At 61.2% G+C, this 14,056-nt stretch carries 11 protein-coding genes and 1 rRNA gene; 8 read left to right on the forward strand and 4 right to left on the reverse strand.

Translation table 11 applies throughout. From position 1 onward, the window contains the following. The first annotated feature begins 228 nt into the window (after nt 1-228). From HX869_RS14335 to HX869_RS14365, 7 genes are all read left to right on the forward strand, one after another. On the forward strand, nt 229-2,463 hold the full coding sequence (locus HX869_RS14335) for a TonB-dependent siderophore receptor (protein ID WP_177067856.1): 2,235 nt from the start codon (nt 229-231) through the stop codon (nt 2,461-2,463). 194 nt (nt 2,464-2,657) lie between these two features. Next, nucleotides 2,658-3,539 (forward strand): LysR family transcriptional regulator, encoded by an 882-nt coding sequence (locus HX869_RS14340; protein ID WP_003208237.1) that lies wholly within the window; start codon nt 2,658-2,660, stop codon nt 3,537-3,539. Nucleotides 3,540-3,659: 120 nt separating this feature from the next. Then, the gene (locus tag HX869_RS14345) at nt 3,660-4,766 is read left to right on the forward strand and encodes a tartrate dehydrogenase (RefSeq protein WP_178903244.1); all 1,107 of its coding nucleotides are present in this window, start codon (nt 3,660-3,662) and stop codon (nt 4,764-4,766) included. Nucleotides 4,767-4,768: 2 nt separating this feature from the next. After that, nucleotides 4,769-6,217: an aldehyde dehydrogenase family protein gene (locus HX869_RS14350; protein WP_102605360.1), complete on the forward strand. Its 1,449-nt coding sequence runs from the start codon at nt 4,769-4,771 to the stop codon at nt 6,215-6,217. A 32-nt stretch (nt 6,218-6,249) separates the two neighbouring features. Continuing rightward, the gene (locus HX869_RS14355; RefSeq protein WP_178903245.1) at nt 6,250-7,008 is read left to right on the forward strand and encodes an SDR family oxidoreductase; all 759 of its coding nucleotides are present in this window, start codon (nt 6,250-6,252) and stop codon (nt 7,006-7,008) included. Between the two features lie 27 nt (nt 7,009-7,035). Further along, a complete protein-coding gene (locus tag HX869_RS14360; RefSeq protein WP_087695324.1) occupies nt 7,036-8,007 on the forward strand; it encodes a cyclase family protein in 972 nt (323 codons plus the stop codon). Nucleotides 8,008-8,087: 80 nt separating this feature from the next. After that, nucleotides 8,088-8,675, forward strand: coding sequence for a hypothetical protein (locus tag HX869_RS14365; protein ID WP_003208246.1), 588 nt, complete (start codon nt 8,088-8,090; stop codon nt 8,673-8,675). A 21-nt stretch (nt 8,676-8,696) separates the two neighbouring features. On the opposite strand, the gene HX869_RS14370 is transcribed toward HX869_RS14365, so the two are convergent. The 3 genes from HX869_RS14370 to HX869_RS14380 form a co-directional block, all read right to left on the reverse strand. Then, entirely contained in the window at nt 8,697-9,164 is a 468-nt protein-coding gene (locus HX869_RS14370) for an SRPBCC family protein (protein WP_003208248.1), read from the reverse strand. A 91-nt stretch (nt 9,165-9,255) separates the two neighbouring features. Next, nucleotides 9,256-11,148: a penicillin-binding protein 2 gene (gene mrdA / locus HX869_RS14375; protein ID WP_134327049.1), complete on the reverse strand. Its 1,893-nt coding sequence runs from the start codon at nt 11,146-11,148 to the stop codon at nt 9,256-9,258. Between the two features lie 195 nt (nt 11,149-11,343). Next, entirely contained in the window at nt 11,344-12,759 is a 1,416-nt protein-coding gene (locus tag HX869_RS14380; RefSeq protein ID WP_178903246.1) for an aldehyde dehydrogenase family protein, read from the reverse strand. A 101-nt stretch (nt 12,760-12,860) separates the two neighbouring features. Here HX869_RS14380 and HX869_RS14385 point away from each other — a divergent pair, with 101 nt between their 5' ends. After that, nucleotides 12,861-13,751 (forward strand): LysR family transcriptional regulator, encoded by an 891-nt coding sequence (locus HX869_RS14385; RefSeq protein ID WP_178903247.1) that lies wholly within the window; start codon nt 12,861-12,863, stop codon nt 13,749-13,751. Nucleotides 13,752-13,853: 102 nt separating this feature from the next. Here the strand turns inward: HX869_RS14385 and rrf are convergent. Next, nucleotides 13,854-13,969 (reverse strand): 5S ribosomal RNA (gene rrf / locus HX869_RS14390). Nucleotides 13,970-14,056 lie beyond the last annotated feature (87 nt).

Raw genomic sequence — 14,056 nt, forward strand, 5'->3', positions numbered from 1 at the left:
TGCCACACCTCAAGAATCACTTTCAGGGCGTGATTCTACTCGGCCTGTGCCACGGCGCGGCGATTTAACCGAAATGGCCTACGTATACGGAGAGAGTAATCTCACAAACTTGTTGCAGAACATTAATGACAATTACTATCATTCGCACCGGAGTCGTATCCGCGCAGCGAGGACGCGCAACGTTGTTGCCCTTTTCCTCACATTGACGGTTCGCCGTCAGGATCGACCATGCCCACTTCCACCCGTTTGGCTGTGCCGTTTCGCCCTACCCTGCTCGCCCTTTGCTGCTCCCTGAGCCTCGCCGCTCACGCCGCCACTCCAGAAACCCCGCAGGATGCGAACAACAGTCAGGACGGCAAGGCTCTGGAACTGGGTGCTACCACCATCAGCGCCGACGCGGCCACGCCCAACGCCCTGCCCCCGGTGTACGCCGGCGGCCAGGTCGCCCGCGGCGGGCAACTGGGGGTACTGGGCAACCAGGACATCATGGACGTGCCCTTCAGCATGTCTTCCTACACCGAAAAATTGATCCGTGACCAGCAGGCCGAGAACGTCGGCGATGTGCTGCTCAACGATTCGTCCGTGCGCCAGGCGTCGGGGTACGCGAACCAGGCCCAGGCCTTTGTGATCCGTGGCCTGCCGCTGAACGGCGATGACATTTCGTTCAACGGTCTGTACGGCATCCTGCCGCGCCAGATCATGTCCACCGACGCCCTGGAGCGGGTTGAAGTGTTCAAGGGCCCCAACGCCTTTATCAACGGCGTGACGCCCGGCGGCTCCGGGATTGGCGGCGGTGTGAACCTGCAACCCAAGCGCGCCGATGATGTGCCGTTGCGGCGTTTCAGCACCGACATCAGCAGCGATGGCCGGGTCGGCGAGCACCTGGATATCGGGCAACGTTTTGGCGAGGACAATCGTTTTGGCGCACGGGTGAATATTTCCCAGCGCGAAGGCGACACCGGGATCGATGACGAGAGCCAGCGTTCGAAGCTGTTTGCGGTTGGCCTGGACTATCGCGGTGATGCGCTGCGTTTGTCGGGAGACTTTGTCTACTCGAAACAGCAGATCAATGGCGGGCGCAACACCGTGTTGCTCGGCCAGAACCTGACCCATATCCCCAACGCGCCTTCGGCCGACACCAACTACGCGCCGAGCTGGGGCACCAGCAGCCTGGAAGACACTTTCGGCATGTTGCGCGCCGAGTACGACCTGAACGACAACTGGACCGCCTACATCGCGGGCGGCGCCAAGCACACCAACGAGATTGGCCGTTACTCCTCGGTCACGTTGAATGACACCCTGGGCAATGCCACCGTCAGCGGCTCGCGCATCGCCCACCAGGAGGACAACACCAGCCTGATGGCGGGCTTGAATGGCAAGTTCCAGACCGGCGCTGTCAGCCACAAACTGAACTTCGGGTTGACCGGGATCTGGGCCCAGACGCGCAACGCCTATGACTTCGACCTCAACGGCCATGCCAGCAATATCTATAACCCGGTGGACGTTGCCGAACCGGTCAAGGGCAGTTTCGTCGGCGGCGACCTGAACGATCCGGGCATCACCGCCAAGACCTTCGCCCGCAGTGCAGCGGTCTCGGACACCCTGGGCTTTATGGATGATCGCTTGCTGGTGACCGCCGGGTTGCGCCGCCAGGAACTGGTGGTCCAAGGGTATGCCTACGGGTCGGGCCCACGTAACGCCGATTACGACAAGTCGATCACCACACCGGTGTACGGCCTGGTGTTCAAGCCGTGGGACCACGTGTCGTTCTATGCCAACCATATCGAAGGCTTGGCCCAGGGCCCGACCGCACCTCAGAACGCCGGCACCGCACCCATTACCAACGCCGGCCAGGCCTATGCCCCGGCGCGCTCGAAACAGACCGAAGCCGGGGTCAAGCTCGACATGGGTACCTATGGCGCAACCCTGGGTGTGTATCGCATCGAGCAACCAACCGACGGTTACTCACAACTCAGCGCCGACGGCTTGAGCGCCACCTATGTTCGCCAGGGCGAGCAAGTCAACAAAGGCGTTGAGCTCAACGTGTTCGGTGAACCGATCGCCGGCCTGCGCCTGCTGGGCGGCGCAACCATCATCCACACCGAAGTCCACGGCACCCAGAACGGCGCCAACGACGGCAACCGCGCCATCGGCGTACCGACCTTCCAACTGAATGCCGGCGTGGACTGGGATGTACCAGGCCTGCAAGGCGTGACAGTCAACGGACGAATGCTGCGCACCGGCGGCCAATATGCCGACGCGGCCAACAACCTCAGCCTGCCCGCCTGGAACCGCTTCGACGTGGGCGCCCGCTACACCTTCAAGGTGGACCAGCGAGACGTCACCCTCGGCGCCACTGTGGAGAACGTCGCCAATACCAAGTACTGGGAATCGGCACTCGGCGGCTACCTGACCCAAGGTGACCCGCGCGTGGCCAAGCTGTCGGCCAGTATCGACTTCTAACCCTAGTCAATGTAGGAGCTGGCTTGCCTGCGATGCAGGCACCTCGGTGTGTCAGATGCACCTCGGTGATGCTATCGCAGGCAAGCCAGCTCCTACAGAAAGCAGATCTGCCTGCACCCGGGTTGTTTGCCGGACATTGGACAGCCGAACGCCAACTGCGTAGTTTCCCAACCACTGCGCACAAGGACCCCGGCATGTCCCCCGACCTCACTTCCATCGAGCTGTTCCTCAAGGCGGTCAAGCTGGGCAACCTGTCCCGGGCGGCCGAGCAATCCCATCTCTCCCTCTCTGCCGCCAGCCGACGCCTGTCGCTGCTGGAGCAGCACTTCAAGGTCGCCCTGCTGACCCGCACCTCCACCGGCGTTTCACCGACGGCAGCCGGGGAAGTATTGGCCCAGCATGCACAATCGATCCTGCGGGCCGTGGACGGCATGCACGCCGATCTCGCCGATTACGCCAAGGGCGCCACCGGCCGGGTTTGCCTGTACGCCAACAGTTCGGCGATGAGCCAGGAACTGCCGCGCCAACTGACCCAGTGGAACACCTTGCACCCGGGCATCCGCCTGGATATTCGCGAGGAGCGCAGCCGGGAGATCCTCCAGGCCGTGCGCGAGGGCGTGGCGGATGTCGGTATCGTCACCACCCGCCCCAGCGAAGAGCTGCGGTTCGAGCCCTACTGCCAGGACCGCCTGTGCCTGCTCGTGCCCAATGACCACCCACTGAAAATGCGCCATGCGCGCTTCGAGGATTTGCTCGGCTACGACTTCGTCGGCCTGGAAGACAACGCCGCCATCACCCCGTTGATTACCGAGGCCGCCGCGGCGATCGGCATGCCGTTGCGGCTGCGGGTGCAGGTGCGCAGTTTCGAAGCAGTGTGCCGCTTGATCGCCGCCGGCCAGGGTGTGGGCGTGTTGCCACAGGGCGCGGTGCAGATCTTCCGCAAGGAGATGGCCTTGCGCTTTATCGAAATCGACGACAGCTGGGCCGACCGGCAGATGTACCTGTGCATGCGCAAGGAACAGCCGTCACTGACGAGCCTGGCACTGTTCGACTACCTGAGCGCCAACCCTGCGTAAACCTTTGGCCTTCGAATTTTGCGAAGGCCGATTCCACAATTAGCAATTCCCCTGTTGTCACAGCTGTGCCAAGAATGCCCCCGCCAGACCTTCCTATAAAAACAAGACAGGAGACACGGCGTGTCCCAATCCCACACCCGCCCCACCCACCGCATCGCCGTGATTCCCGGCGACGGCATCGGCCGCGAAGTGGTGCCCGAAGGCCTGCGGGTACTGGACGCTGTCAGCCGGCGCTTCGGTATTCACTTTCACTTCGACCACTTTGCCTGGTGCAGCGAACACTACCTGGCCCACGGCACGATGATGCCCGACGACTGGGCCGAACAGATCGGCAGCCATGACGCGATCTTCTTCGGCGCGGTGGGTGCGCCCGACATCATTGCCGACCACACTGCGGTGTGGGAGTCGCTGCTGAAGATCCGCCGCCAGTTCGATCAATACGTGAATATCCGCCCGGTGCGCCTGATGCCCGGCGTGCCCTGCCCGCTGGCCGGCCGCGTGCCGGGGGACATCGACTTTATCGTGGTGCGGGAAAATACCGAAGGCGAATACTCCAGCGTTGGCGGCCGCATGTGGGAAGGCACGGCGCGGGAAATCGCGGTGCAGGAGTCGATCTTCTCCCGCGAAGGCGTGGACCGCGTGGTGGACTACGCCTTCAAACTGGCGCAACAGCGCCCGCGGAAAAACCTGGTGGCGGCGACCAAATCCAATGGTATCTCGATCACCATGCCGTTCTGGGACGAGCGGGTTAACGAAGTTGCCCGGCGCTACCCGGACGTGAAGACCGCCAAGTTCCACATCGACATTCTGTGCGCGCACTTCGTGCAGCATCCCGACTGGTTCGATGTGGTGGTGGCCTCCAACCTGTTCGGCGACATCCTTTCCGACCTCGGCCCGGCGTGCACCGGCACCATCGGCATTGCGCCGTCGGCCAACCTCAATCCGGAGCGGCGCTACCCGTCGCTGTTCGAGCCGGTGCACGGTTCCGCGCCGGATATTGCCGGGCTCGGTGTCGCCAATCCCATCGGGCAGATCTGGTCGGCCGCGCTGATGATCGAGCACCTGGGCGACGGTGATCCGTTTTATCAGGAAGCGGCGGCAGCCATCGTGTCCGCCATCGAAACGGTGCTTGCCGAAGGCCCGCGAACCCGGGAAATGGGCGGCAGCGCCAGCACTGTCGAAGTGGGTCGCGCCATCGCCGAATGCGTCGCAGGGAACAGGAGCTGAACATGACCAACGCACATTACATCGCCAACCAATGGCTGGCGTCGACCTCGCTGGAAGACATTCCGGTGATCGACCCCAGCACCGGCGAAACCTATTCGAGCATCGCCCGTGGCACGGCCGCCGATATCGAGGCGGCGATCAGCGCGGCGCGCCTGGCACTCGGCGAAACCTTCGACGGCCCGTGGGGCCGGTTGTCTGCCGTGGAGCGCAGCCGTTTGCTGGCCAAGCTCGGCGTGGCGGTGCTGGAACATCATGAAGAGCTGGCGCAGATCGAGGCGCGGGACACCGGCAAGGCGCTGAAAGTCGCCCGCGCCGATGCCACCGCCCTTGCCCGCTATTTCGAATACTACGCGGGTGCCGCCGACAAACTGCACGGCGAAACCCTACCGTACCAGGCCGGCTACACGGTGTTGACGGTGCGCGAACCCCACGGGGTGACCGGGCATATCATCCCGTGGAATTACCCGATGCAGATTTTCGGGCGCAGCGTCGGCGCCTCGTTGGCGGCGGGCAATGCGTGCGTGGTCAAGCCGGCGGAAGATGCCAGCCTGTCGTTGCTGCGCCTGGCGGAAATCGCTGCCGAGGTTGGTTTTCCAGCCGGCGCGATCAACGTAGTCACCGGTTACGGCTACGAAGCCGGCGCGGCGTTGTGTGCACACCCGGGCATCGATCACATTTCGTTCACCGGCTCCACCGCCACCGGTACTGCCGTGTCGAAAGCCGCTGCCGAACGCCACTGCCCGGTCACCCTGGAGTTGGGCGGCAAGTCGCCGCAACTGGTGTTCGCCGATGCCGACCTGGATGAAGCGTTGCCGGTGCTGGTCAACGCCATCATTCAGAACTGCGGGCAAACCTGCTCCGCCGGCAGCCGTTTGCTGGTGGAACGCAGCATTTACGAAACCCTGCTCGCACGCCTCAGCCAACGTTTCAGCGAACTGCGCGCCGGGCCTTCGGCGCTGGACCTGGACATGGGCCCGCTGATCAATCAGAAGCAGCTGCGCCTGGTGCGCGAGTTTATTCGTCAAGCCGAACAGGAAGGGATCACCGTCGCCGCGCGCGGAACGGTGGTTGCCGAGGCCGGCAGCGGCGGGTATTTCCAGGAGGCGGTGCTGTTTCGCGATGTGCCGCCTGACAGTCGCCTGGCGCAACAGGAAGTGTTCGGCCCGGTGCTGGCCGTGATGCCCTTCGATGATGAAGCCGAAGCGATTCGCCTGGCCAACGGCACCGAGTTCGGCCTGGTGGCCGGCGTGTGGACCCGCGATGGCGCACGGCAAATGCGCCTGGCGCGCACCCTGCGTTGTGGCCAGGTGTTCATCAATAACTATGGCGCCGGTGGCGGCGTTGAATTGCCATTCGGCGGCGTGAAGGCCAGCGGGTATGGACGGGAAAAAGGCTTCGAGGCGCTGCTGGGCTTTACCACCTTGAAGACCATTGCGATCAAACACGGTTGATTCCTCACAACAACAAGAACGGAGAACACACCATGCGTTTAGCCAATAAAGTCGCGATCGTCACCGGCGCCGGCTCGGGGTTTGGCGAGGGCATCGCCAAGACATTTGCCCGCCAGGGCGCCAAGGTCATCGTTGCGGACATGAGCGCCGTGGGCGGTCAGCGGGTGGTCAATGAAATCGCCGAAAGCGGCGGCCATGCGCATTTCATCGAGGTCAACGTGGCCAACGATGAAAGCATGGGCGCCCTGCTGCGTGGCACTTTGGAGCAGTTCGGCGGCCTGGATATCGTCATCAACAACGCCGGTACCACCCACCGCAACCGGCCGATGCTGGAAGTCGACGAAGCCGAATTCGACCGGGTGTTTGCGGTCAACGTCAAAAGCATCTTCTTGAGCGCCAAGCATTTTGTGCCGCATTTTCGCGGCCAGGGCGGCGGCGTGTTCGTCAATATTGCCTCGACGGCGGCGATCCGCCCGCGTCCGGGACTGGTCTGGTATAACGGCAGCAAGGGCGCAGTGGTGGTCATGAGCAAGACCATGGCGGCGGAGCTGGGGCCGGACAATATCCGCGTCAACTGCGTGAACCCGGTAGTGGGTGCCACGGCGTTGCTCAGCGAATTCATGGGCGTACCGGACACCCCGGAAAACCGCCAGAAATTCATGGCGACCATTCCCCTGGGGCGCTTTTCCACCCCGCAAGATGTGGCCAACGCCTGCCTGTACCTGGCGTCGGACGAAGCGGCGTTCATCACCGGCACTTGCCTTGAAGTCGATGGCGGGCGCTGCGTGTAACTCACTTTCACAGGGACCGGAATTGCTATGTGTGATCTTCATAATAAGAACGAGCCGAACACCCGCGAATTGCTTGAAGGCCTGCCAAAGAACTGGGGTAAATGGGGCCCGGACGACGAAGTCGGCGCCCTCAATTACCTGACTGAAGCCGAAGTACTGCGGGGCGTGGCCTCGGTGCGCCAGGGCAAGACCTTTACCCTGCAAGTGCAGATCGGCCACCCCGACGGCGACCCGATGTGGCCGGCGCGCAACCCGTCGATGCGCTTCAACACCCTCGACCACAGCCATTACCACTTCGGCAAACAGCCGCACATGACCGGTGGTGCGGCGTATTCCGATGACGTGATCTTCATGCAGCTGCAAGGCTCGACCCAGTACGACGCCCTCGGCCACGCCTGGTACGACAATCAACTGTGGAACGGCTACGACGCCCAGACCACCGTTGGCGGCATGGCCAAGGCCAGCGTGCTGGCGATTGCCGAACGCGGCGTGGTGGGCCGTGCGGTGCTGATCGACATGGCCCGCCATCGCGGCAAGAAGTGCCTGGGCCGGGGCGAAACCTTCAACCACCTGGACCTGCTCGACGCCGCCAAAGCCCAGGGCGTGACCATTGAAAAACGTGACATCCTGATCATCCGCACCGGGTCCATGGGGGCGTTTTATGAGCTGGGCAAGACCGAGTTCTTCAAGGACCTGATGGAGCCGGGGCTGACCTACAGCCGGGAGCTTGTGGAGTGGTTCCACGAGATGGAAATCCCCAATCTGGTGACCGACACCATCGCCAACGAAGTGATCACCGACCCGGTGTCCGGGGTGCAGATTCCGCTGCATTGCGCGCTGATGCGCAACCTGGGGATCGCCTTCACCGAAATCGTGTTGCTGGAGGAACTGGCCGCCGATTGTGCGGACGACGGCCAGTGGAAATTCCTCTACACCGCCGCCCCGCTGAAGATTGTCGGGGGCAGTGGCGCACCGGTGAATCCGGTGGTGATCAAGTAGCCGTTCCGTCTCAGTGGCGAATTTGCGAATCGCGAACGCGCCACTAGACTCAAGGCTCCTCTCACATGGAAGTCCACTCAATGAATGTATTGCGCCCTCTTCGCCAGGCAATTGCCCTGGCAACCCTGCTGTCTGCTGGTGCCCTGACGGCACATGCTGCCGATATCCCGTTGTCCAAGTCGCTGGAAGCCGATGAGGTGACCACCAAGGTGCTGGAGGTGGATGCCGCCAACCATCAGGTGGTGCTCGAAGGTGCCGAAGGCCGCAAGGTGCATGTGCAGCTCAGCGACCAGGCCAAGGACCTGGGCAATCTCAAGGTAGGTGATCAGGTCAAGGTGCTGGTGACCCATTCGGTCGCCGCCGTGCTGGACACCGACATCGACAAGAGCGCACCGGACGCCACCGAGAAGACTGGCGTCTTGCGCGCCACCGCGGATAACCCGAACCCGGGCGGTGCGGCCTTCCGCCAGGTACAGGTGCAGTTGAAGATCACCCACATTGACCTGGCGAAAAACCAGGTAACCCTGGAAAACCCGGCGGGCCAGAGCAAAGTGCTGACCGTGGAGAAACCGGAAATTCGCGCCGGCCTCAAAGACCTCAAGGTCGGCCAAAGCGTGTTGGTGACCTACACCGATACCCTGGAAATCAGCACCGCCCACGAAGGCTGATGAATGCGGCGCCCCATCAGCTCACGGCTGATGGGATTTCGCCAGATAGTCTTCGATGTTGTTCATCTGATCATCCCAGCCTCGGGAGTTCTTCTTGTAGGCCTTCTGGCGGCGAACGTCCGGGATCCCGTCAAAACCTGACTCCACCACGCGCAACAAGATGCCTTCGGCGTGATCCTCAAGGGTGAACTCCACCAGCGTGGGGGTTTCGGCGTCGTAATCCACATCCTTGTCTACGGCGTAGGGATGCCAGCTGAAAGAGAACCGCGTCTGTGGTTCAAGCCGCTCGATCCTTGCCTTCCACACCACGTGCTCGTAACCGGGATAGGTGATCGGGGCTTCAATGGCCCGGCCCTGGGCAAACTGTTTGCCCTTGAGGGCGATGCCAAACCAGCTGCCGAATTGCTCGGCGTCGGTCAGTGCTTCCCAGACCCGTTGGCGTGGAGCGTTGAGCAGGACTTTACGTTTGATTTCATTTGATTCGTGCATGAGACACCTCCTGTATTGACAGTAGGCGACATCGACCAATGCGCAACCTTTGAAAAGGGATAGGGCATGACGGTGTCATGCCCTTGTGGCGTCAAACGTGGGGATCACCCGGTGCCTTGCTGGGGGTCGCGTATTGCGGCTTCAAGTGGCCTTCCTGATCGAGCAGCCAGGCGTCCATGATCTGGCGCACCACCGGCCCCGCCACTCGGCCACCGGCCTCGCCGTTTTCGATCATCACCGAAATCACGATCCGCGGGTGCTCCGCCGGGGCAAAGCCGACGAACAAGGCGTTGTCGCGGTTGCGCTCCAGGGTCTTGAGACGGTTGTAACGCTCGCCCTGCTTGATCGCCACTACCTGCGCAGTACCAGACTTGCCAGCAATCCGGTACTGCGCACCGGCTGCAGCCGCCCGGGCGATACCGCGTGGATCGTGCATTACCAATTGCATGCCGTGGTTGACCTGCTCCCAGTCGCGTGGGTCTTTGAGCACCACGTTGGGCATCGGGTTTTCATCCACCGGCGGCACGCCATTGATGGTCTTGGCCAGGTGCGGTCGGTTCCACACGCCCTTGTTGGCGATCAGCGCAGTGGCCTGGGCCAGCTGCAACGGGGTGACCTGCATGTAACCCTGGCCGATGCCGAGGATCACGGTTTCACCCGGGAACCACGGCTGGCGCCGGGTAGCGCGCTTCCAGGCTTGGGACGGCATCAGGCCGGCTGACTCTTCGAACATGTCGAGGGAGACTTTCTGGCCAAGGCCGAACTCGGCCAGGTAGTCGTGCAGGCGGTCGATACCCAGCTTGTGGGCCAGGTCATAGAAGTAGGTGTCGTTGGAGCGCATGATCGCTGCGTCCATGTCCACCCAACCATCACCGCTGTGGTTCCAGTTGCGGTATTTGTGGTCGAAATCCGGGAGTTGGTAATAGCCCGGGTCGAACACCCGGGTCTGGGCGGTAACCACGCCGCTGTCGAGGCCAGCGATGGCGACTTCCGGCTTGATCGTCGAACCCGGCGCGTAGAGCCCGCGCAGCACGCGGTTGAACAGCGGACGGTCGAGGGAGTCGTGCAGCGCGGCGTATTCCTTGAAGCTGATGCCGGTGACAAACAGGTTCGGGTCGAAACTTGGCTTGCTGACCATCGCCAGCACTTCGCCAGTTGCCGGGTCGAGAGCAACCACCGAACCACGGCGGTCGCCGAGGGCTTCTTCGGCAGCTTCCTGGAGTTTGACGTCCAGGCTCAGCACGATGTTTTTGCCGGGGATCGGGTCGGTGTGCTTGAGCACCCGCAGGACGCGGCCCTGGGCGTTGGTTTCAACTTCTTCATAGCCGACGTGGCCATGCAACTCGGACTCGTAGAAACGCTCGATCCCGGTTTTACCAATGGACTGGGTGCCCCGGTACTCCACTGAGTCGAGGGCTTTGGATTCTTTTTCGTTGATCCGGCCTACGTAGCCAATGGAGTGGGCAAAGTGCGCACCCAGCGGATAATGGCGGACGAATTGCGGCTCGACATCCACGCCCGGCAGGCGGAATTCGTTGACGGCCAGCACGGCGATCTGCTCTTCGGTCAGCTCGTAGAACAGGGTGACGGGCACGAAGGGATGACGGGCTTGCTTGAGCGCCTTATCAAATACGCCACGGTCCTCGGCGGGCAAATGCAGGAGGCTGACGATAGCGTCCAGCTCTCCTTTGAGATCGGTGGTGCGCTCGCGGGTGATGGTCAGGTTGTAGCTGGGACGGTTGTCGGCAAGTACTACGCCGTTGCGGTCATAGATCAGGCCGCGGGTCGGTGTGATCGGCAGGACGTGGACGCGATTGTTTTCGGAAATGGTGGAGTGGTAGTCGTACTGCACCACCTGCAGGAAGTACATCCGACCTACCAGGGCGCAGGTAATGCCGATTACCAGCAGCGCGCAGGCCAGCAGCCGCTTGTTGACCAGGCGGTTTTCTTTTTCGTGATCCTTGATCGGTATTGGTTCAGGCATTTCTACAGCATCTCGTTGAATAAGGTCGACGCCGCTTCCTGCGGAGGAAAAATCAGTCCTTGTGAAAATGTGCTGCACCATACCAAAAATGCAGAAACACTTTGCATCGATTTCCCTGAACGGTGTGCTAATGGAGCCTGTTCATGCACTTTGGTTTGAGCCGTTGACCTTATTCATGCGTTTTTATGCTGACGATCAGCTCAGGATCGACTTGGGCTCCAGGAAGGCTTCGAGGCCGAATGTGCCGTACTCGCGGCCGATACCCGATTGCTTGAAGCCACCAAACGGCGCTAGAGGTTCATGGGCCAGGGTATTGATCAGCACTCGGCCAGCGTCTATACGGCTGGCCAGCCTGCGGGCGCGTTCGGGATTTGAAGACAGGATGTATGCCTGGAGGCCGTAGGGTGTGTCGTTGGCGATGGTCAGGGCCTCTTCCTCGGTTGCGTAGGTAATGATCGAGAGCACCGGGCCGAAAATCTCCTCGCGGGCGATGGCCATTTGGTTGGTCACCCGGCTGAATACGGTTGGTTTTACGAACCACCCGGCTTTGATGCCCTCAGGCAAACCGCGACCTCCTGCCAATAGGTGGGCGCCCTCCTCGATCCCGATCTGAATGTAGCGCTGTACGCGCTCCCACTGTTTTTGGCTGACCATGGGGCCGACCGCAGTGGCTGGGTCACGAGGGTCGCCGGCTTGCACGTTGCCCACCTCGTCGATCATCAGCGCTTCGATTTCTTCCAAACGACTTTCGGGTACCAGGATTCGAGTGCCGGCGATGCAGGCCTGGCCGCTGTTCATGAAACCGGCCTGAAGGGCCATGGGCACGGCCGTCTTGAGGTCCGCATCATCGAGAATCAGCACCGGTGATTTGCCGCCCAGCTCTAGGGTCACGCGCTTCAGGGTCTCGGCGCCGGTCCGCAGGATTGTTTTGCCGACAGCGGTTGAACCGGTGAAGGACACTTTCGCGATGTCGGGATGGGCGCTCAACACGGCGCCTACGGTTTCGCCACGGCCAGTGACGATGTTGAATACACCAGGAGGCAAGCCTGCGTCATGCAGGGCGCGGGTGACTAGCGAGGTCTGGATTGCGCTCATTTCACTGGGTTTGATCACGGCGGTACAGCCGGCGGCCAACGCTGCAGCGAGCTTGCCGCAGATAAAACCGGCGTTGCTGTTCCAGGGTGTGATCAAGCCGGCCACACCCAGCGGCTGCATGACCACCTCGGCGATGCCAATGCGTCGGGAGAAGTTGTAGTTCTCCAGTACTGAAGCGGCATCTTGCAGGACGCTGGCTGCATGCCTGGCCATCCACCGCGCACGGGATATTGGGGCGCCGTACTCCTCGATAATCGCGTCGGTAAGTGCGTCCTCAATGGATTCAACTGCGGCGTGAAGGCGTTTGAGATAGTCGATGCGCACATCTTTAGAGCTATGGGAGAACTCGGTAAAAGCTCGCTTGGCGGCAGCGATGGCATCCAGGGCGTCTTGTTCATTTGCCAATCGAAACTGGCCGATACGCTGACCTGTTGCAGGGTTGAACAGGTCAAAAAGCTCTTCGCCATGGGGCGTCACAAAGGCGCCGTTGATGTAAATCTGGTTGATGTATTGCATAGGTCCTCCGGGACGCTGAGCTAGTGCGTCCTACGGTAAGTCACTATGATTAAGCTGATAAGCCGTACAAATCGGCATGAGTTGATGAGCGATTCAGGACAATGAATACATCCGGGCTGAATGAGTTGGAAGCGGTGCTGGCAGTGGCTCGGCATCGCAGTTTTCGTGCAGCGGCGACCGAGTTGAATGTGTCGACATCGGCGTTGAGCCACTCTATCGCGGGGCTTGAAGCGCGGATGGGGGTGAGGCTGTTCAATCGCACCACGCGCAGCGTGTCGTTATCTGAAGTGGGCGCGGAGTTTGTCGAAACCATTACCCCTGCACTGTTGAGCATTCGCACGGCCTTGGAACAGGCAGGAAATCGCAGCGCAGAACCCAGCGGTACCTTGCGCCTAAATACCTCGGCGGGGGCGGCAAAGCAGGTGATGCCGTTGCTGCTGGAGTATCTGCGACGTTATCCACGGATGAAATTGGATATCGTCACTGAGGGGCGGCTGGTGGATATCGTCGCGCAGGGGTTTGATGCGGGGATTCGGCTCGGGGGTACGGTTCCTCAAGACATGATCGCAGTCGATATCAGTCCGGCCCAGCGTTTTTCGGTATTGGGCAGCCCGGACTATTTTGCTCTCAACCCAGTTCCCGTCAGCCCCATGGATCTGCGGGCCCATCAGTGTATTCGCAGCCGGATGCCCAGCGGTGCGATCTATCACTGGGAGTTTGAGCGACATGGCGAAGCGCTTGCTGTCGAGGTGCAAGGGGTTTTGACCCTGGATAATCCGACTCTGATGCTCGAGGCTGCCAGGGCGGGACTAGGCTTGACCTATCTTACGGAATGGAATGCCGCTGCCGATTTAGCGAACGGGACGTTAGTGCGCGTACTGGAGGAATGGACGCCGTCTTTTGACTGCTTGCGCCTCTATTACCCAGGTAGGCGCCATGTGCTGGCCGGGTTAAGGGCACTGATTGAGTTGATCAGGGAGCAAGGCTTTTAACCAGGCTGGATCTTTTTTACGGCCAACAGCTCTCTCCCCGTTTTCCGACCGCCCAAAACAAAACCCCTGACTGCATAAGCAATCAGGGGTTCTGGAATTTAATCTTGACGATGACCTACTCTCACATGGGGAAACCCCACACTACCATCGGCGATGCATCGTTTCACTGCTGAGTTCGGGATGGGATCAGGTGGTTCCAATGCTCTATGGTCGTCAAGAAATTCGGGTACTGAGTCGTGGCCAGCTGGCCTCGCTTCAGCAAATTGGGTATGTGATAGCCAGGTGTTTGCAAGATCTCGAACTTT

The sequence above is a fragment of the Pseudomonas sp. P7779 genome (assembly GCF_013386315.1).
Taxonomy (GTDB): Bacteria; Pseudomonadota; Gammaproteobacteria; order Pseudomonadales; family Pseudomonadaceae; genus Aquipseudomonas.

Coding starts and splice junctions, on each gene's coding strand:
- HX869_RS14335 (WP_177067856.1), top strand. CDS start 229: ATGCCCACTTCCACCCGTTTGGCTGTGCCGTTTCGCCCTACCCTGCTC.
- HX869_RS14340 (WP_003208237.1), top strand. CDS start 2,658: ATGTCCCCCGACCTCACTTCCATCGAGCTGTTCCTCAAGGCGGTCAAG.
- HX869_RS14350 (WP_102605360.1), top strand. CDS start 4,769: ATGACCAACGCACATTACATCGCCAACCAATGGCTGGCGTCGACCTCG.
- HX869_RS14355 (WP_178903245.1), top strand. CDS start 6,250: ATGCGTTTAGCCAATAAAGTCGCGATCGTCACCGGCGCCGGCTCGGGG.
- HX869_RS14360 (WP_087695324.1), top strand. CDS start 7,036: ATGTGTGATCTTCATAATAAGAACGAGCCGAACACCCGCGAATTGCTT.
- HX869_RS14365 (WP_003208246.1), top strand. CDS start 8,088: ATGAATGTATTGCGCCCTCTTCGCCAGGCAATTGCCCTGGCAACCCTG.
- HX869_RS14370 (WP_003208248.1), bottom strand. CDS start 9,164: ATGCACGAATCAAATGAAATCAAACGTAAAGTCCTGCTCAACGCTCCA.
- mrdA (WP_134327049.1), bottom strand. CDS start 11,148: ATGCCTGAACCAATACCGATCAAGGATCACGAAAAAGAAAACCGCCTG.
- HX869_RS14380 (WP_178903246.1), bottom strand. CDS start 12,759: ATGCAATACATCAACCAGATTTACATCAACGGCGCCTTTGTGACGCCC.
- HX869_RS14385 (WP_178903247.1), top strand. CDS start 12,861: ATGAATACATCCGGGCTGAATGAGTTGGAAGCGGTGCTGGCAGTGGCT.